Below are 18,803 nucleotides of genomic sequence, written 5' to 3'. Positions count from 1 at the left end.
GGGTGCGGATCAGTGCTGCTGCGCGTTCGGCCCGATCGCCGTCGACGCGGGGATCAGACGGTGTCGGGCCCGGCCCATCAGCTCCTCGCGCTCGTCCTCGGTGAGGCCGCCCCACACCCCGTAGGGCTCGCGGACGGCGAGTGCGTGCGCGGCGCATTCCGAACGCACCGGGCATCTCATGCAGACCTCTTTAGCCGAGGCCTCGCGCGCGCTCCTGGCCGCGCCCCGCTCGCCTTCCGGGTGGAAGAAGAGGGAGCTGTCGACCCCGCGGCAGGCGGCGAGGAGCTGCCAGTCCCAGAGGTCGGCGTTCGGTCCGGGGAGGCGGGAGAAATCTGCCATTGGTAGTCCCTCTTGGTGCCGGTACTGAGGCGGATACGGTCCATGTCTCCACACCTACTGTCGGAGTAGATGTAAATATGACTCATTGGGAATCTAGCCTCAGACACGTGCCAAACGGAAGGAAAGCCGCCAAATAGGGCATAGCTCCATATGGACGACACGGAGCCCGCGCCTCCTCCGACGTGATCGCGTCCTCACGTAGAGTGCTGAAGGTGTCCGTCCGACCCGTAACTCTTTCGAGTGACCATCGTTGAGAGTGCGAAGGCGGTTGAACCAAGAAGTTCTCGGACAGGTGTCCGGGGACATCGACCGCACAGGTGACGATACGTACCAGCCTGGAGGCTCAAGGTGACGCGCATCAGCAGCTGCGGAGGGCGGTCATGACATCCGTCCTCGTCTGCGACGACTCCCCGCTTGCCCGAGAGGCGCTCCGTCGTGCGGTTGCCACCGTGCCCGGCGTCGAGCGTGTGACGACGGCTGCCAACGGCGAGGAAGTCCTCCGCCGCTGGGGTGCCGACCGCTCCGACCTCATTCTGATGGATGTACGGATGCCCGGGCTCGGCGGTGTGGAGACGGTTCGCCGGCTGCTCTCGGCCGACCCCGGCGCCCGCATCATCATGCTGACGGTCGCGGAGGACCTGGACGGCGTGGCCCTCGCGGTCGCCGCCGGCGCCCGGGGATACCTGCACAAGGACGCCTCGCGCGCCGAACTGCGGGCCACGGTCACCCAGGCCCTCGCCGACCCGACCTGGCGACTGGCCCCGCGCCGGCTCCGCTCGGCCGAGATGGGCGCCGCGCCCACGCTCACCGCGCGCGAGATCCAGGTGCTGGAGGGCATGAGCCACGGCCGGTCCAACGCGGAGATCGGGCGCGAGCTCTTCCTCTCCGAGGACACGGTCAAGACCCACGCCCGGCGGCTGTTCAAGAAGCTCGGCGCGTCCGACCGGGCGCACGCCGTGGCGCTCGGCTTCCGCTGGGGCCTGGTGCGCTGACCCGCCCCGGACCCGGACCGGTCCGCCGACGGCGGACCGTCCGAGCGGTCCCGTCCGCCGCCGGCGGACGGGGCGGCGGACCCGGGAATTCGCGGAGCACGGCCCGCGGGACGTGTCGCTTCCAGCGCGATGCCGCATCCTTGGGGGTGTGCCGCATTCTTGGAGATGTGGGGTCCCCGTCCTCGGGGACCATTCGGCCGAGCGGGAGGGGAGGCGCAGAGCATGAGTTCCGGCGCACCCGCTCATAACGCTTCGACGCACAACCAGGGCCATGGTGCCGCGAATCCTCCGGCGTCAAGGCACCATGGATTGATGCGCGACGACGAGGCCCCGGGGTCACCCGAGCCCACAGGCCCCACCGGCGCCGCCCGAGGCGGCAACGCCGGAGCCGTCAGCGCGCTCGTACGCCGCGCGGTGGAGGGCGACGAGCAGGCCACGCACGACCTGCTCGCCTTCGTGCACCCCCTCGCCATCCGCTACTGCCGCTCGCGGCTCTCCCGCCTTCCGGGTGATGCCCGCCACTTCGTGGAGGACCTGGCGCAGGAAGTCTGCGTCGCCGTCCTGATGGCCCTGCCGCGCTACCGCGACACCGGCCGGCCCTTCGAGGCCTTCGTCTTCGCCATCGCCGCGCACAAGGTCGCCGATCTGCAGCGGGCCGCCATGCGGCACCCGGGCAGCACGGCCGTGCCCTCCGACGAGATGCCGGAGCGGCCCGACGACTCGCTGGGTCCGGAGGAGCGCGCCCTGCTCAGCAGCGACGCCGCCTGGGCCAAGAAGCTCCTGGCGAACCTCCCGGAGAACCAGCGCGAGCTCCTCGTCCTGCGGGTGGCCGTCGGGCTGACCGCCGAGGAGACCGGCCAGATGCTCGGCATGTCCCCCGGCGCGGTGCGGGTGGCCCAGCACCGGGCCCTCAGCCGTCTGCGGGCACTCGCCGAGCAGTAGGACTGTCCATCGTAGGAAGTGACAAAACTTCCGCTCGGCCTTGGTCGTGGAATGAGACGCGGCGGGATCCCGTTAGCATGGACATCCCCGCTGAGCAAGACCATTTGGGAAGGTGTCATGACTGTCAACGCCGACGGAGTGCCCGACAAATTCGCCACGCTCGGGCTTACCTACGACGACGTCCTGCTGCTGCCGGGCTCGTCGGACATGGCGCCGGACGAGATCGACACCTCCTCCCTCATCTCGCGGAACGTCCGCGTGAACGTTCCGCTGCTCTCCGCCGCCATGGACAAGGTCACCGAGGCCCGCATGGCCATCGCGATGGCCCGCCAGGGCGGCGTCGGCGTGCTGCACCGCAACCTCTCCATCGCCGACCAGGCCAACCAGGTCGACCTGGTCAAGCGCTCCGAGTCCGGCATGGTCACCGACCCGATCACGGTCCACCCGGACGCGACGCTGCGCGAGGCGGACCAGCTCTGCGCGAAGTTCCGCATCTCCGGCGTACCGGTCACCGACCCGGCGGGCAAGCTCCTCGGCATCGTCACCAACCGCGACATGGCCTTCGAGTCGGACCGCAGCCGCCAGGTGCGCGAGGTCATGACCCCGATGCCGCTGGTCACGGGCAAGGTGGGCATCTCCGGCGTCGACGCCATGGAGCTGCTGCGCCGCCACAAGATCGAGAAGCTCCCGCTGGTCGACGACGCCGGCATCCTCAAGGGCCTCATCACGGTCAAGGACTTCGTCAAGGCCGAGAAGTACCCGAACGCCGCCAAGGACAAGGACGGCCGGCTGCTCGTCGGCGCGGCCGTCGGTGTCGCCGGTGACGCGTACGAGCGGGCCCAGGCCCTGATCGAGGCGGGCGCCGACTTCATCGTCGTCGACACCGCCCACGGCCACTCCCGCCTGGTCGGCGACATGGTCGCCAAGATCAAGTCGAACGGCGGCATCGACGTCATCGGCGGCAACGTCGCCACCCGCGACGGCGCCCAGGCGCTGATCGACGCCGGCTGCGACGGCATCAAGGTCGGCGTCGGACCCGGCTCCATCTGCACCACCCGCGTCGTCGCCGGCATCGGCGTCCCGCAGGTCACCGCCATCTACGAGGCCGCGCTCGCCGCCAAGGCCGCGGGCGTCCCGGTCATCGGCGACGGCGGCCTCCAGTACTCCGGCGACATCGCCAAGGCGCTCGTCGCCGGCGCCGACACCGTGATGCTCGGCTCGCTGCTCGCGGGCTGCGAGGAGTCCCCGGGCGAGCTGCTCTTCATCAACGGCAAGCAGTTCAAGTCGTACCGCGGCATGGGCTCGCTCGGCGCGATGCAGTCCCGCGGCGACCAGCGCTCCTACTCCAAGGACCGCTACTTCCAGGAGGGCGTGGGCGGCGACGACAAGCTCATCCCCGAGGGCATCGAGGGCCAGGTCCCGTACCGCGGCCCGCTCTCCGCGGTCGTGCACCAGCTCATCGGCGGCCTGCGCCAGTCGATGTTCTACGTCGGCGGCCGCACCGTTCCGGAGCTGCAGGACCGGGGCCGCTTCGTCCGGATCACCTCGGCGGGCCTCAAGGAGAGCCACCCGCACGACATCCAGATGACGGTGGAGGCACCGAACTACAGCCGCAAGGGCTGAACCGCGTGACGTGAGGGGCGGGTCCCGTACGGCGTTGTCCACAGCCGGCCGGGCCCGCCCCTTCGCCGTGCGCGCGCGGGTGCGTCCGTACAGCGGTCACCGAAACGCAGTCCTCCGCCAGTCGGGGATACTGGACGGGCAGACCCACAGGAAAGGCCACCACACGTGACTGAGATCGAGATCGGGCGCGGCAAGCGCGGCCGCAGGGCGTACGCGTTCGACGACATCGCCATCGTCCCGAGCCGGCGTACCCGGGACCCGAAGGAGGTCTCGATCGCCTGGCAGATCGACGCGTACCGCTTCGAGCTCCCCTTCCTGGCCGCCCCCATGGACTCGGTCGTCTCCCCGCAGACCGCGATCCGCATCGGCGAGCTCGGCGGCCTCGGCGTGCTGAACCTCGAAGGCCTGTGGACCCGGTACGAGGACCCGCAGCCGCTGCTCGACGAGATCGCGGAGCTGGACGAGGAGACCGCCACGCGCCGTCTCCAGGAGATCTACGCCGCCCCGATCCAGGCGGACCTGATCCGGCAGCGCATCAAGGAGGTGCGCGACTCCGGTGTCGTCACCGCCGCCGCGCTCTCCCCGCAGCGCACCGCCGAGTTCTCCAAGGCCGTCGTCGAGGCGGGCGTGGACATCTTCGTCATCCGCGGCACCACCGTGTCGGCCGAGCACGTCTCGGGCGCGGCCGAGCCGCTGAACCTGAAGCAGTTCATCTACGAGCTCGACGTCCCCGTCATCGTGGGCGGCTGCGCCACCTACACGGCGGCCCTGCACCTGATGCGCACCGGCGCCGCGGGCGTCCTGGTCGGCTTCGGCGGCGGCGCCGCGCACACGACGCGCAACGTCCTCGGCATCCAGGTCCCGATGGCCACGGCCGTCGCGGACGTGGCCGCGGCCCGCCGCGACTACATGGACGAGTCCGGCGGCCGCTACGTGCACGTCATCGCCGACGGCGGCGTGGGCTGGTCGGGCGACGTCCCGAAGGCCGTCGCCTGCGGCGCCGACGCCGTCATGATCGGCTCCCCGCTGGCCCGTGCCACCGACGCGCCCGGCAAGGGCAACCACTGGGGCATGGAGGCCGTCCACGAGGACGTGCCGCGCGGCAAGAAGGTGGACCTGGGCACCGTCGGCACCACCGAGGAGATCCTCACCGGGCCGTCGCACTCCCCGGACGGCTCGATGAACATCTTCGGTGCGCTGCGCCGCTCGATGGCCACCACCGGCTACAGCGAGCTCAAGGAGTTCCAGCGGGTCGAGGTCACGGTCGCGGACTCGCAGCACAGCCGCTGACCGGGCACCACGCCCGAACGCCGGAGGGCCGGCACCCCGAGCGGGGTGCCGGCCCTCCGGCGTGTGCGGGCGCGGGTCAGTCGCTGACCTTGCGGGCTGCGCCGAAGGCGACCACTCCGCCGATGACGAGGAACAGGTAGTCCATGGCCTCGGCCGATTCCTTCCAGATGTCGTTCAGGCCGCCGATGCCCGGGTCGCTCAGCACGTCGCCGAGGCCGATGTGGGCGAACTCGGACAGCGCGAGCGCGATGAAGAACAGCTGGCCGAGGTAGACGGCGCCGACCGAGAGCACCGCGCTGACCACGGGGAGGACCGGGTTCTTCCCGCCGATCTTGCCGGCGGCGAGGCCGACGAGGGCGCCGACGGCGACCGCGGCGTAGCCGACCTGGCGGTCGATGGCGTTCATGATGCCGCCGTACGCGCCGGCCGCGACCAGGGCCGCGACGACGGCGGCCAGGATGCCGAGGCCGACGTTGCCCCTGCGGGCCGGGGCCGGGGCGGGGGCCGCGGTGTAGGAGTCGGGCGCGGGCGGCTGGAAGCTCTGGGCCATTGGGAATCCCCCCAGGGAAATCGGACGCACGGGTGTCCACGGGACGTAAGTGCGAGATAAGTGACGCCGCAGGCTAGCACCCGTCTCGGACATCCACCGGGGGGATTCTTCGCGCCTCAGAGGCGGTGGGCCGCGCCCGCCGGGCTGGCGCCGCGGGTGTCCAGCAGCAACTGGGCCTTCACCGCGAGTCCTTGCAGGTCGTAGGTGCGGTGGTGCTGGAGCAGGATGGTGAGGTCGGCGTTGGCGGCGGCCTCGTACAGGGATTCCGCGCGGGGGACCGGCTGGTCGCGGACGCGCCAGCCCGCGATGTACGGGTCGTGGTAGCTGATCAGCGCGCCGAGGTCGATGAGGCGGCTGGCGATCTCGCGGGCGGGGGAGCCCTCCTGGTCGGCCAGGTCGGGCTTGTAGGTGACGCCGAGGAGGAGGACGCGGGCGCCGCGGGCGGACTTGCCGTGCTCGTTCAGCAGGGTGGCGGACCGCTGGATGACGTACTGCGGCATCCGGTTGTTGATCTCCTGCGCCAGACCGATCATGCGCAGGGGGTGGCCCGGGGTGCGGGTGGTGTGGGGGAGGTAGTTGGGGTCGAGGGGGACGCCGTGGCCGCCGACTCCGGGGCCCGGGCGGAAGGCCTGGAACCCGTACGGCTTGGTCTCGGCGCAGCGGATGACGTCCCAGAGGTCGACGCCGAGGTCGTGGCAGAGCACCGCCATCTCGTTCATGAGGGCGATGTTGACGTGCCGGTAGTTGGTCTCCAGGAGCTGTACGGTCTCCGCTTCGCGCAGGCCGCGGGCGCGGACGACCTTCTCGGTGAGGCGGGTGTAGAACGCGTGCGCGGACTCGGTGCAGGCGGGGGTGAGGCCGCCGATCACCTTGGGGGTGTTGGCGATGCCGTGCGTCCGGTTGCCCGGGTCGAGGCGGCTGGGGGAGTAGGCGAGGTGGAAGTCCCGGCCGGCCCGCAGTCCGGATCCCTCTTCGAGGATCGGGCGGAGGTAGTCCTCGGTGACGCCCGGGTGGACGGCCGATTCGAGGATCACGGTGGTGTGCGCGCGCAGCCGGGCGGCGAGCGCGCGGCCGGCCTCGCCGACGGCGGAGAGGTCGAGTGCACGATCGGCGCCGAGCTGGGTAGGAGCGCAGATGACGGCGGTGCGGACCCGGCCGAGCTCGGCGGGGTTGGTGGTGACCCGGAAGCCGGCCGCCGACATGCGGCGGATCTCGGCGGCGGTGAGGGTGGAGTCCGTGACCGGACCGCTGTCGTAGCCGACCGTCTCGATCCCGGCGGCGACGGCCGCCTGGGCGAGGGGGAGGCCGAGATGGCCGAGTCCGATGACGGCGAGATCTGCGGGCATTGGGGGGTGCCGTCCCTTCCCTGACATGAGGGGGATGCGTGCGCAAGCCCTGTGGACAGGGGTGCCGGAGGGGAGCTGGCGCAATGTCAGACTAGGCGTATATATGACAGATATGCCGCATTCTGCGGCGGTGGTCGTTCGTGTGTTGTCCACAGGCGGTGGCTGATGTGGGTAGGGGCGGTCAGAATCATGAACGGGTGATGTGAGCGGGATCACCCGCACGAAGCGGGGTAGACCCGCACCAACGGGAGGCAGCCGTGAGGACAGCGACACTGGGGCCGGCGGAGCGCGCCGAGGCCCTTGCCCGGATGGCCGAGCGGGAACTGGACGTGCTGGTCGTGGGCGCGGGCGTGGTGGGCGCCGGCACCGCGCTCGACGCGGTGACCAGAGGACTCTCGACGGGTCTGGTGGAGGCGCGGGACTGGGCGTCGGGCACGTCCAGCCGGTCGAGCAAGCTGATCCACGGCGGCCTCAGGTACCTGGAGATGCTCGACTTCGCCCTGGTGCGGGAGGCGCTCAAGGAGCGCGGCCTGCTGCTGGAGCGGCTCGCCCCGCACCTGGTGAAGCCGGTGCCGTTCCTCTACCCCTTGCAGCACAAGGGCTGGGAGCGGCTGTACGCAGGCTCGGGCGTCGCCCTGTACGACGCGATGTCCGTCTCCAGCGGGCACGGCCGTGGCCTGCCCGTACACCGGCACCTGTCGCGCCGGCAGGCGCTGCGGGTGGCGCCCGCCCTGCGCAAGGACGCGCTCGTGGGGGCCCTGCAGTACTACGACGCCCAGATGGACGACGCGCGGTACGTCGCCACGCTGGTCCGCACCGCCACCGCGTACGGCGCGCACTGCGCCAACCGGGCGAGGGTGGTCGGCTTCCTCCGGGAGGGGGAGCGGGTCGTCGGCGCGCGGGTGCAGGACGTGGAGGGCGGCGGGGAGTACGAGATCCGCGCGAAGCAGGTCGTGAACGCGACGGGGGTGTGGACGGACGACACCCAGGCGCTGATCGGGGAGCGCGGGCAGTTCCACGTCCGGGCGTCGAAGGGCATCCACCTGGTCGTGCCGAAGGACCGGATCCATTCGAGCACCGGGCTGATCCTGCGGACCGAGAAGTCGGTGCTGTTCGTCATCCCGTGGGGGCGCCACTGGATCGTGGGCACCACGGACACCGAGTGGGACCTGGACAAGGCGCACCCGGCGGCGTCGAGCGCGGACATCGACTACCTGCTGGAGCACGTGAACTCGGTGCTGTCGGTCCCGCTGACCCGGGACGACGTCCAGGGGGTGTACGCGGGTCTGCGGCCGCTGCTGGCCGGCGAGTCGGACGCGACGAGCAAGCTGTCGCGGGAACACACCGTGGCCCACCCGGTGCCGGGGCTGGTGGTCGTGGCGGGCGGCAAGTACACGACGTACCGGGTGATGGCGAAGGACGCCGTCGACGAGGCCGTGCACGGGCTGGACCAGCGGGTGGCGGAGTGCGTGACGGAGGACGTGCCGCTGGTGGGGGCCGAGGGCTACCGGGCCCTGTGGAACGGGCGGGCGCGGATCGCCGCCCGGACGGGTCTTCACGTGGTGCGGGTGGAGCACCTGTTGAACCGGTACGGCTCGCTGACGGAGGAACTGCTGGACCTGATCGCCGCCGATCCGGGACTGGCCGAGCCGGTGACCGGGGCGGACGACTACCTGCGGGCGGAGATCGTGTACGCCGCCTCGCACGAGGGGGCGCGGCACCTGGACGACGTACTGACGCGGCGGACGCGGATCTCGATCGAGACGTTCGACCGGGGCACGCGGTCGGCACGGGAGTGCGCGGAGTTGATGGCGCCGGTGCTGGGCTGGGACAAACAGCAGGTCGAGAAGGAAGTGGAACACTACGAGAAGCGGGTCCAGGCGGAGCGGGAATCGCAGCGCCAGCCCGACGACCAGACGGCGGACGCGGCGCGGCTGGGGGCGCCCGACATCGTTCCGTTGTAACTCCGGGATGTGGAAGGGGGAACCGCGGACCCGGGGGGTCCGTCCGTTGCGGAGTGAGGAACAATGAGGGGCCTGCCGGGGCGGGTTACCGCGGACCCCGGACGCTGCCGGGTCCGTCGGCGTCGCCGGGTCCGCCGGCGCCGCCGGAGCGGGCGGCACGATCGCAGAGGGGACGCATGTCGAAGCCGGAGCACACCGAGTCGCCTGCGGCGGAGCTGGACGATGCGGGTTCGGCTGCGCAGGCGCCTGCCGAATCACCTGGCGGTGGGCCGTCGGGGGGTTCGCCTGACGGTGCGCCCGCCGGAACTCCTGCGGCGCCCGAAGGCTCGGCGCCCCAAGGGGCGGAGTCCGCGGCCGGTACCGCGAAGCCCGGGGCCGCCGCCAAGGCCGGGGACGCGAAGGCGGACGCGGACGCGGTGAAGTCCGGGCCGGTCAACCCGGCCTCCGCCGAGCCCGCGACGGCGCAGCGCATACCCGGCCCGGGCAAGGCCGAGGAGGCCAAGCCGGTGCCGGCGAAGACCGGCGGTGCCGAACCGGTGCCCGCGAACGCGGAGGCGGAGGTGGCGGACCCCGTACCCGTGAAGGCCGGGGCTGCTGACTCCGCGTCGGCGAAGGCTGAGGGGGCGAAGGCCGCACCTGCCAAGGGCGGAGCCGCCGAGCCGGCGCCCGCGAAGCCTGCGCCTGCGTCCGCGAAGCCTGCGTCCGCGAAGCCTGCGCTCGTGAAGGGTGCGGACGCCGAGTCCGCTTCGGCGAAGGCCGGGCCCGCGAAGCCGGTGCTTGCGAAGGGTGCGGTGCCCGGGAAGGCCGACAGCGTTCCCTCGGGAGCCGCCGGCGGCCGGGACGCCTCCGTGGCGGAGCCCGAGGACGCGCGGCCCGACGCGGCGGAGCCCGCGGAGCCCGTTGCCGCGGTCGAGGACGCGAAGCCGGCGGCCGGGAACGCGAAGGCCGGGCGGGCGATCGACGACGCCACCCCCGTCGCCGAGATCGAGGTCGTGAAGCCGGCCGGCCGGGGCGAGGACGCCAAGGCCGTCGGCCGCAGCGGCGCCGGCAAGCCCGCCGGGAAAGAGGGCAAGGACGAGGGCCGGCTGCTCGCCGGCCGGTACCGGCTGAGCGCCGTGCTCGGCAAGGGCGGGATGGGCACCGTGTGGCGGGCCGAGGACGAGATCCTCGGCCGGACGGTCGCCGTCAAGGAACTCCGGTTCAGCACCGGCGTCGACGAGGACGAGAAGCGCCGGCTCATCACCCGTACGCTCCGCGAGGCCAAGGCGATCGCCCGGATCCGGAGCGGCGGCGCGGTCACGGTCTACGACGTCGTCGACGAGGACGCCCGCCCGTGGATCGTCATGGAGCTCATCGAGGGCCCCTCCCTCGCCGAGTTCGTCCGGGAGAACGGCCCGCTGACGCCCCGTCGCGCCGCCGAGGTCGGCCTCGCCGTGCTCGACGTGCTCCGGGCCGCGCACCGCCAGGGCATCCTGCACCGCGACGTGAAGCCCTCCAACGTGCTCATCGCCGGAACCAGCGGCCGCGTCGTCCTCACCGACTTCGGCATCGCGCAGGTCGAGGGGGACCCCTCGGTCACCTCCACCGGCATGCTCGTCGGCGCGCCCTCGTACATCTCCCCGGAGCGCGCCCGCGGCCACAAGCCCGGTCCGCCCGCCGACATGTGGTCGCTCGGCGGCCTGCTGTACGCCTCGGTCGAGGGCGTGCCCCCGTACGACAAGGGGTCCGCGCTCGCGACGCTGACCGCGGTGATGACCGAGCCGGTCGACCCGCCGAAGAACGCGGGCCCGCTCACCGAGGTCATCTACGGCCTGCTGGCCAAGGATCCGGCCCACCGTCTCGACGACACCCGGGCCCGGGCGATGCTCACCGCCGTCCTCGACGCCCCCGAGCCCCCGCCTGCGCCCGTGGCCTCCCCGACCGCGGAGGAGACCCGGCAGACATCGCTCGCGGACGCCAAGGAGGCCGCCGACAGGATGGCGGCCGAGAAGGCGGAGAAGGCGGCCGAGAAGGCGGCGAAGAAGGAGCGCGAACGGCGGGACCGGGAACAGCGCGAACGGGCCCGCGCCGCACTGAAGTCCGCCCGGAAGGCCGCGGTCGTCGCGGCCGCCGCCTCGGCCGCCACGGCCGCCGAGGCACCGGGGCCCGCGCCCGAGACCAAGCACAAGGCCAAGGCGTCGCCCGTCGCCGCGTCGCTCACCGACGTCGTGCCGCGCCGCACCATCGTCCTCGCGATCGTCGCCGTGGTCGTGGTGCTGGCCGCGCTCGGCTCCCTGATCGCCTACCTGGTCAGCGGGGACGACAAGGACGGCCGCAAGGACGAGGGCAAGGGCGGACAGCCCACCCCGACCGCGCCCGGCAACCCCTCCGCGGGCGGTACCCCGCAGCAGTCACCGGCCGCCTCGCCGAACACGGGCCAGCCGGGCGGCAACACGGCCGGCGAACCGGGCCAGGGGCAGGACCAGGGCCAGAACCAGGGTCAGAACCAGGGCCAGGGCCAGCAGACGCCCGGCGCCGACCAGGGCCAAGGCCAGGGCCAGGGCCAGGGGTCCGGTCCCGGTGCCGGCGCGCTGCCGGCCGGGTACGCCACGATCTCGGATCCCGGGTTCCACTTCTCGATGGCGATGCCCGAGGGTTTCCGCCGGACGGCCACGGCGGGAGAGAACTCCGGCGCCATATACAGCCGCGACGGCGGGTTCCCGCGCATCCAGGTCGACTTCACCCCCACCCCGGGCAACGACGCCAAGGCCGCGTGGCTCGCCCTGGCGGTGTCGACCGCGGCCAGCAGCGACAACTACCGGCAGATCCGCATAGACACGGTGGACTACCGGGGCTACCCGACCGTCGCCGACTGGGAGTTCGAGCGCGAGCAGAAGGGCACCAAGGTCCGGGTCCTCAACCGCGGCTTCAAGATGGACGCGAAGCACGGTTACGCGATCATGATCAGCTGCCCGGCGGACCAGTGGGACGCCCCGGAGTGCACGCAGATGCGCACCACGGCCTTCGAGACCTTCCAGACGCTCGGCTGACCCCGGGACGCGGGCGCCCTGCGCGTCGTATCGTGTCAGCGGGTCCATGGGGGGCCGCCGCACTCGGGGGAGGCGATGTGGAGGAGTACGCGGGCCGGATCCTGGCCCACCGCTACCGTCTGCCGTTGCCGCCGTCGGACGAGTACGAGCTGGTCGAGACCCGGGCCTTCGACACGCGCAGCGGGCAGGAAGTGCTCGTACGGCAGGTGCCGTTGCCCGAGGTCGTGGACGCCGAGCTGCTGGACGGCAACCGGGTCACCCCGACGCCCGGCCGCGGCGGGGTGGCCGAACTGCCCGCCGTCCGGCGCGCCATCGAGGCGGCGCAGGCGGCTGCCGCGATTCCGGACCACCCCCGGCTGGACCAGGTCTTCGACGTGTTCGCCGAGGGCGGTTCGCTCTGGATAGTGAGCGAACTGGTCCCGGCCAGGCCGCTGGCCGCACTGATAGCGGACGAGCCGCTGAGCGCGTACCGGGCGGCCGAGGTGGCGTCGGACGTGCTGACCGCGCTGCGGGTGCTGCACGCGCACGGGTGGACGCACCGCAACATCACCGTGCGGACCGTGCTGGTCTGCGACGACGGGCGCGTCGTGCTGACCGGGCTCGCGGCGGGCGCCGCCGAGGAGGCCCTGTGCGGGTACGACCCGGTCCCGCGACCCGCGTTCGGCGCCGAGGCGGGGTGGGGTCAGAGCCCGCCCCCGGGGCCGTACGCCGCTCCCGGCACGGACGCCGGGATTCCCGGGCAGGCGGCCGGGCCGTGGCCGCTGCCGCACCAGGGCCCGGCGGCCGGACCGCACCCCGGTGGGGGTTCCGGGCAGCCCGGTGCGGGGCTGGAGGTGTTCGCCGGTCCGGCGGCGGGCCCGGGCGCGGGTTCCGCCGACCCCTACCCGACGGCCGGCCGGGACGCGACGGCCGGCCCGTACGCCGGTCCGGACGCGGCCGAGGGCTCGTACACGGCCGAGGGTCCGTACGGGGCCGAGGGTCCGTACGCCGGTCCGGGCACCGGCCCCTACGCCGGTCCGGACGCGCCCGTGCCGCCCGCGGCGCGGCCGGGTCCGCCCGCCGCCGCGTACGCGCCGCTCGTGGCCCCCGGGTACGACACGGGTCCGCGCTACACCGACCACATCACCCCCGACGGTCCCGAGCGCCCCGTGCGTCCCGAACGTCCGGACGAGCGGCCCGAGTTGAAGGCCGCCGCGCGCGCCGGCGCCATCGCCGCCTACCGGGCCGGGGCGCAGGCCGCCGCCGCCCGGGTCACCGAGCAGCGCAAGGCCGTCGAGGAGGCGCGGCCCGAGGGGTCGAACCTCCCGCAGGGGTACTCGTACCCGTACGGCGGCCCGGAGACCGGCGCCATCGGAGCCGCCGGCACCCGCGCCCCCTGGCACGGGGCCACCCCGCGCCGTCAGGCGCTCCCGCCGGGACCCGGCCGCCCGGCGGACCCGGCCGCCGCCCCGGCCCCGGCCCCGGACCCCGCCGCGCCCGAGGCGGGCGCCGCCCCGCGCCCGGAGGCCGGTCCCGAGCCGTACGCCCCGGCCGACCCGGGAGCGGCCGGGCGACAGGAGCCGTACCCGGCCCCGCGCCCCGAGGCGTACCCGGCCCCGCCGGCGCAGCCGCACGCGCAGCCGTACCCGGAGCACCGCACCGAGCCGTACCCGCCGGCCCCCCGGACGCAGAGCACCCCGCAGCCGCCGGCCGCCCCGCAGGCGCACCCCGGGGCGCCGCTGCCCGCGCGGCTCGCGCTGCCGCAGGGGTACCGGCAGGCCGACGCCCCGGACGGGGACGGACCGCCGGCGGCGGGCTCCCCGGAGCCGAGCCGTGCCGTCCGGAGCGCCGGACCGCCCCGGCCCGCCCGGGCCGGCAGCTGGGGCGCGCGGCCGCAGCCGGCCCCGGCCCCCGGCCCGGGCCGGACCGCGCCGCCGGGACAGCCCGTCCCGGGCGGCCCCGCCCCGCGGCCCGGCTGGGACGGCCCGCGCACCGGGCTGGACGCCGAGCGGGCCCGGCAGACGCGGATGGCCGTCGTCGGGGCCGTCACCGAGCGGTGGGCCCCCGAACAGGCCGGTCCGGTGCACGGCCACTGGCAGCTGGCCGCCCCCGTCGGCCCGGCCACCGACCTCTGGGCCCTCGGTGCGCTGCTGTACCGCGCCGTGCAGGGGCACGCCCCGTACCCCGAGGACAGCGTCGCCGAACTGGTCGAGATGGTCTGCGCGGAGCCGCCGGCCTTCGCGGAGGAGTGCGGCGCGCTGCGCCCGATCGTCGAGTCGCTGCTGCGTCAGGACCCCACCGAGCGCCCCGACTTCGAGGAGCTGCGCGGCTGGCTCCGCTCGCTCGTGCGCTCCGCCCCCGAGCCGGAGGCCGGCTTCGGGATCCTGCCGATGGCCGAACCCGACCCCGCGCGGCTGCCCGTCGTGCGCCGCCGCGGCGAACTCCACGGCAGGCACCGCAATCCCGCGGGCTCCCGCGCGCCCCGCTCCCTCGGCCGGACGCTGCTCGTCGGGGTGCTGGCCCTGCTCGCCGGGGCGGTGGCGTACGCGATGCTCTTCATGCCCCGGGCCGGTGAGCAGGACGGGCGGGCCGGCGCCGGCCCGACCCCCCAGAAGCAGAGTCAGGGCCCGTCGCAGACGCCCGCCGGCACGCCCGAGTCGAAGCCGGCGCCCCAGACGACGACCCCGCCCCCGTCGGCGGCGCCGACCGTGCCGGCGCCGCCCGGCTACACCGTCCAGCAGGATCCGGAGCACTTCCAGATCGCGGTGCCCGAGGGCTGGGACCGCAACGGCATCAACGAGGCCGGCCAGGTGCGCTTCACGGAGGGGCAGTTCGTCCTCACCGTCGTGCCCGGCCGGGACAAGGTCCAGGGCAACCCGGACCCGGAGGCGTACCAGAAGGACAAGGAGCCGGAACTCAACCCGTACCGCAGCTCCACCTGGTCCTCCGTCGGCGACATCAAGAAGACCACGGTGGGCCAGCAGCTCAGGGTCACCGCCCGGTACACGTGGATCGACGGCAACGGCCGCAACGTCTTCGCGCGCAACTTCGTCGTCGCCCTCGGCGGCAGTTACCACGTCGTCATCGTCACCGGTCCGGAGGACGAGTCGGGCAAGGTCACCGAGGTCTTCGAGAAGGCCACGGCGAGTTACCGGGCGGGCGGTTGAGGGATTCCTGACGGCCGGTCAGTACGGCGATTGCGTCACAGTGCTGTCTCTGGGCGCCCGGGCGGTTCCGGCAGCGCCCGTGCGCTCCGTAACCTGTCCTGAAGTGCAGAGAGCGGCGAGGTTTCGTGGAACAGCAGACAGGTGGGGGCACCGTGCTCGCGGGCCGGTACCGGCTCATCGAGCCGATCGGCAGCGGTGGCATGGGCAAGGTGTGGCGCGCTCATGACGAGCTGCTCCACAGGACCGTCGCGGTCAAGGAGCTGACGGCGGGTCTGTACGTGGCCCAGGCCGACCGGGAGGTCCTGCACGCCCGGACGCAGAAGGAGGCCCGGGCCGCGGCCCGCATCCAGCACCCCGCGGTCGTCACCGTGCACGACGTGCTGGAGCACGACGACCGGCCGTGGATCGTCATGGAGTACATCGACGGCCCGTCCCTGGCGGAGGCGGCCAAGGCCGCCGGCCGGATCGAGCCGGGCGAGGCGGCCCGGATCGGGCTGCACGTCCTGGGCGCGCTGCGCGCCGCGCACGCGGTCGGCGTCCTGCACCGGGACGTGAAGCCGGGCAACGTGCTGCTGGCCAAGGACGGCCGGGTGCTGCTCACGGACTTCGGCATCGCGGCGATCGAGGGCGACTCCTCCATCACGCGCACCGGCGAGATCGTCGGCTCCATCGACTACCTGGCACCCGAGCGGGTCACCGGCGGGGCCCCCGACCCGTCGTCGGACCTGTGGTCGCTGGGCGCCACCCTGTACACGGCCGTCGAGGCGCGCTCGCCGTTCCGCCGCACCTCGCCGATCTCCAGCCTCCAGGCCGTGGTCAACGACGAGCCGCCGCCGCAGCGCCAGTCCGGCGCCCTGGGGCCGGTCATCACGGCCCTGCTGCGCAAGGACCCGGCCGAGCGGCCCTCGGCCGCGGAGACCGAGCGGATGCTGCTGGAGGCGATGGAGGGCCGGCAGCCGAAGGCGGCGCAGGCGTACGTCCCCACGCGCGCGGTGACCAGCGAGGAACTGGCCCCGGCGCAGGACCGGCCCGACCACCGCCCGGAGAGCGGGGCGCACGACGGTGCGCACGCCGCCCGGCCCCCGCAGGGCCCCTCGGGGGGCGCCGCCGCGACGGCCACCCTCCCGGACCGGTCCGATCCCGGCGGCGGGGCCAAGGGCCGCGTCCGGCGCGCGGCGGCGGTCGCCCTGGTGGCGGCGCTGCTCGGTGGCGGCGGTGTCTTCGGGGTGCTGAAGTTCACCGGTGACGGCGACACCGGCAAGGACGGCGGCGCGGACAAGAACGCGAGCGTCCCCGACCAGCAGAACCCGGCCGGCGACCCGCGGGTCCAGGAACCCGCCGAGCCGCCGGCCGGCTGGAACAAGGTCACCGATCCCACCGGGTTCACCCTCTTCGTCCCGGAGGGCTGGACGCGCCAGATGGACGGCAACCAGATCGACTACACCCCGGACAACGGGAAGCACTTCATCCGGATCGCCGTGGACACCACGCCGGACTACCGGGACGCGTACGCGCACCTGCTCGACCTGGAGAAGCAGGTGCAGAAGCGGACGGACTACAAGCAGCTGTTGCTGAAGCCGAACACCTTCCGTGACAGCCAGCGGTCCGCGCTCTGGGAGTTCACGTACACCGAGAAGGGAACGCACGCGGGTCCGCGCCGGGCCATCGAGCAGATGTACATCGCGCCCGACGAGGTCGAGTACGCGATCTACATGTCGAGCCCCGCCGCCGGGTGGAGCACGACCCGCCAGCAGTTCGACACGGTGCTCAGCGGCTGGGCGCCGCCCGCCAAGGGGCGCTGATCCCGTCGGACGGCTGGTGATCCCGCCGTACGGGTGGTGATCCCGCCAAACGCAGCGATCGTGCCAGCGATCACTGGCGGAAAACCCAAAATCCGGTTACCCACGGGTACCCAAAGGCCCGCGGGCGCAATACGCTCACCGCCATGACGGACTCGCAGGCCCCCGCCGCCCCCCTCCGCGCCGCACCGCAGCCCACCAACCCGGTCGCCCCGGCCCCGGCGGGCGTCCGCACCGCCGCCGACGTGGTCACCCCCGATCTGGTCGCCCGGCTGACCCGCGGCATCATCGGCTCCGGCCGGACCGCCAACCACACCCCGTTCACCGGGGACCGGCTGGCCGAGCTCCCCGAGGCCACCCCCGAGGACGTCGCGGAGGCCTTCGACCGGGCCCGCGCCGCACAGCCCGCCTGGGCCGCCGTCCCCGTACGCAAGCGGGCCGCGGTGCTGCTGCGCTTCCACGACCTGGTCCTCGCCCGGCAGGCCGAGGTCCTCGACCTCATCCAGCTGGAGACCGGCAAGGCCCGCCTGCACGCCCACGAGGAGGTCCAGGCGGTCGCCGTCGCCGCCCGCCACTACGGCCGCAAGGCCCCCTCGTACCTGCGCCCCAAGGGCCACACCGGTGCGATGCCCACCCTCACCAAGGTCACCGAGCTGCGCCAGCCGCGCGGCGTCGTCGGCCAGATCGCCCCCTGGAACTACCCCCTGGAGCTGTCGGTCGGCGACGCGCTGCCCGCCTTCGTCTCCGGCAACGCGCTCGTCATGAAGCCCGACACGGAGACCGCGCTCACCGCCCTGTGGGCCCGCGACCTGCTCATCGAGGCCGGGCTGCCCGCCGAGGTCTTCCAGATCGTCCTCGGCGAGGGACCCGTCGTCGGCCCGGAGGTCGTCCGGCACGCCGACTACGTCTCCTTCACCGGCTCCACCCGCACCGGCCGCGAGGTCGCCCGGGGCGCCGCCGACCGCCTCGTCGGGGTCTCCCTCGAACTCGGCGGCAAGAACGCCATGCTCGTCCTGCACGACGCCGACGTGGAGAAGGCCGCCGCCGGCGCCGTCCGCGCCTGCTTCTCCTCCGCCGGCCAGCTGTGCATCTCCATCGAGCGGCTGTACGTCCACGCCTCGATCGCCGACACGTTCGTCCAGCGCTTCGCCGCCCGCACGAAGGCCATGCGCCTGGGCAGCTCCCTCGCCTACGGCGCCGACATGGGCTCGCTGGTCGGGACGCGCCAGCTGGAGACCGTCCAGCGGCACGTCGACGAGGCCGTCGCCAAGGGCGCCGTCCTCGTCGCCGGCGGCACCGCCCGCCCCGACATCGGCCCCCTCTTCTACGAGCCCACCATCCTCGACGGCGTCGAGTCGCCCATGGCCGTGTGCGGCGAGGAGACCTTCGGACCGGTCGTCTCCGTCTACCGCTTCACCGACGAGGACGAGGTCATCGCCCAGGCCAACGCCACCGCCTACGGCCTCAACTCCAGCGTGTGGACCAAGGACGCCCGCCGCGGCCACGCCGTCGCCGCCCGCCTGCGCACCGGCACCGTCAACATCAACGAGGGCTACGCCCCCGCCTACGGCAGCGCCCAGGCCCCCATGGGCGGCATGAAGGACTCCGGCCTCGGCCGCCGCCACGGCTCCGAGGGCATCCTCAAGTACACCGAGGCCCAGACCGTCGCCCACCAGCGGCTGCTGCCGATGGCGCCCTCGCTGGGCATGGACGACGAGAAGTACGCGGCGTTCATGACCCGCAGCCTCCAGGTCATGAAGGCACTCCGACTGCGTTAGGGGCC

The 18,803-nt window shown here is 73.5% G+C and carries 12 protein-coding genes; 9 read left to right on the top strand and 3 right to left on the bottom strand.

Annotation, left to right across the window (positions count from 1 at the left end; all coding sequences use genetic code 11):
* Positions 1-9: 9 nt before the first annotated feature.
* Complete coding sequence (locus tag ACZ6S8_RS11160) at positions 10-339, bottom strand: WhiB family transcriptional regulator (protein ID WP_267839842.1); 330 nt, start codon at positions 337-339, stop codon at positions 10-12.
* Positions 340-719: 380 nt separating this feature from the next.
* Here ACZ6S8_RS11160 and ACZ6S8_RS11155 point away from each other — a divergent pair, with 380 nt between their 5' ends.
* The 4 genes from ACZ6S8_RS11155 (at position 720) to ACZ6S8_RS11140 (ending at position 5,186) form a co-directional block, all read left to right on the top strand.
* On the top strand, positions 720-1,331 hold the full coding sequence (locus ACZ6S8_RS11155; RefSeq protein ID WP_003948568.1) for a response regulator transcription factor: 612 nt from the start codon (positions 720-722) through the stop codon (positions 1,329-1,331).
* 312 nt (positions 1,332-1,643) lie between these two features.
* Positions 1,644-2,273 (top strand): sigma-70 family RNA polymerase sigma factor, encoded by a 630-nt coding sequence (locus ACZ6S8_RS11150; RefSeq protein ID WP_267723152.1) that lies wholly within the window; start codon positions 1,644-1,646, stop codon positions 2,271-2,273.
* Positions 2,274-2,390: 117 nt separating this feature from the next.
* The gene (gene guaB, locus ACZ6S8_RS11145) at positions 2,391-3,896 is read left to right on the top strand and encodes an IMP dehydrogenase (protein WP_469454545.1); all 1,506 of its coding nucleotides are present in this window, start codon (positions 2,391-2,393) and stop codon (positions 3,894-3,896) included.
* A gap of 165 nt (positions 3,897-4,061) precedes the next feature.
* On the top strand, positions 4,062-5,186 hold the full coding sequence (locus ACZ6S8_RS11140) for a GuaB3 family IMP dehydrogenase-related protein (protein ID WP_267723154.1): 1,125 nt from the start codon (positions 4,062-4,064) through the stop codon (positions 5,184-5,186).
* Positions 5,187-5,262: 76 nt separating this feature from the next.
* Here ACZ6S8_RS11140 and ACZ6S8_RS11135 read toward each other — a convergent pair whose 3' ends face one another.
* A complete protein-coding gene (locus ACZ6S8_RS11135; protein ID WP_469454543.1) occupies positions 5,263-5,736 on the bottom strand; it encodes a hypothetical protein in 474 nt (157 codons plus the stop codon).
* A 116-nt stretch (positions 5,737-5,852) separates the two neighbouring features.
* Entirely contained in the window at positions 5,853-7,082 is a 1,230-nt protein-coding gene (locus ACZ6S8_RS11130) for a nucleotide sugar dehydrogenase (protein ID WP_267723156.1), read from the bottom strand.
* Between the two features lie 257 nt (positions 7,083-7,339).
* Between ACZ6S8_RS11130 and ACZ6S8_RS11125 the strand changes: the two genes are divergently transcribed.
* From ACZ6S8_RS11125 to ACZ6S8_RS11105, 5 genes are all read left to right on the top strand, one after another.
* On the top strand, positions 7,340-9,046 hold the full coding sequence (locus ACZ6S8_RS11125; RefSeq protein WP_469454541.1) for a glycerol-3-phosphate dehydrogenase/oxidase: 1,707 nt from the start codon (positions 7,340-7,342) through the stop codon (positions 9,044-9,046).
* Positions 9,047-9,222: 176 nt separating this feature from the next.
* Positions 9,223-12,075, top strand: a complete 2,853-nt coding sequence (locus ACZ6S8_RS11120; RefSeq protein WP_469454539.1) for a serine/threonine-protein kinase — start codon at positions 9,223-9,225, stop codon at positions 12,073-12,075.
* Between the two features lie 77 nt (positions 12,076-12,152).
* Positions 12,153-15,221, top strand: coding sequence for a protein kinase (locus ACZ6S8_RS11115; RefSeq protein WP_469454537.1), 3,069 nt, complete (start codon positions 12,153-12,155; stop codon positions 15,219-15,221).
* A 125-nt stretch (positions 15,222-15,346) separates the two neighbouring features.
* Entirely contained in the window at positions 15,347-17,023 is a 1,677-nt protein-coding gene (locus tag ACZ6S8_RS11110; protein WP_469454535.1) for a protein kinase domain-containing protein, read from the top strand.
* A gap of 143 nt (positions 17,024-17,166) precedes the next feature.
* Complete coding sequence (locus tag ACZ6S8_RS11105) at positions 17,167-18,798, top strand: succinic semialdehyde dehydrogenase (protein WP_469454534.1); 1,632 nt, start codon at positions 17,167-17,169, stop codon at positions 18,796-18,798.
* The last annotated feature ends 5 nt before the right edge of the window (positions 18,799-18,803 follow it).

The sequence above is a fragment of the Streptomyces sp. NPDC048461 genome, from assembly GCF_055587105.1.
This window is presented reverse-complemented; position numbering and strand designations above follow the sequence as displayed.

What these genes read in the sequence shown, in the direction of transcription:
- ACZ6S8_RS11160 (WP_267839842.1), bottom strand. Translation starts at nt 339, where the DNA reads ATGGCAGATTTCTCCCGCCTCCCCGGACCGAACGCCGACCTCTGGGAC.
- ACZ6S8_RS11155 (WP_003948568.1), top strand. Translation starts at nt 720, where the DNA reads ATGACATCCGTCCTCGTCTGCGACGACTCCCCGCTTGCCCGAGAGGCG.
- ACZ6S8_RS11150 (WP_267723152.1), top strand. Translation starts at nt 1,644, where the DNA reads ATGCGCGACGACGAGGCCCCGGGGTCACCCGAGCCCACAGGCCCCACC.
- guaB (WP_469454545.1), top strand. Translation starts at nt 2,391, where the DNA reads ATGACTGTCAACGCCGACGGAGTGCCCGACAAATTCGCCACGCTCGGG.
- ACZ6S8_RS11135 (WP_469454543.1), bottom strand. Translation starts at nt 5,736, where the DNA reads ATGGCCCAGAGCTTCCAGCCGCCCGCGCCCGACTCCTACACCGCGGCC.
- ACZ6S8_RS11130 (WP_267723156.1), bottom strand. Translation starts at nt 7,082, where the DNA reads ATGCCCGCAGATCTCGCCGTCATCGGACTCGGCCATCTCGGCCTCCCC.
- ACZ6S8_RS11120 (WP_469454539.1), top strand. Translation starts at nt 9,223, where the DNA reads ATGTCGAAGCCGGAGCACACCGAGTCGCCTGCGGCGGAGCTGGACGAT.
- ACZ6S8_RS11105 (WP_469454534.1), top strand. Translation starts at nt 17,167, where the DNA reads ATGACGGACTCGCAGGCCCCCGCCGCCCCCCTCCGCGCCGCACCGCAG.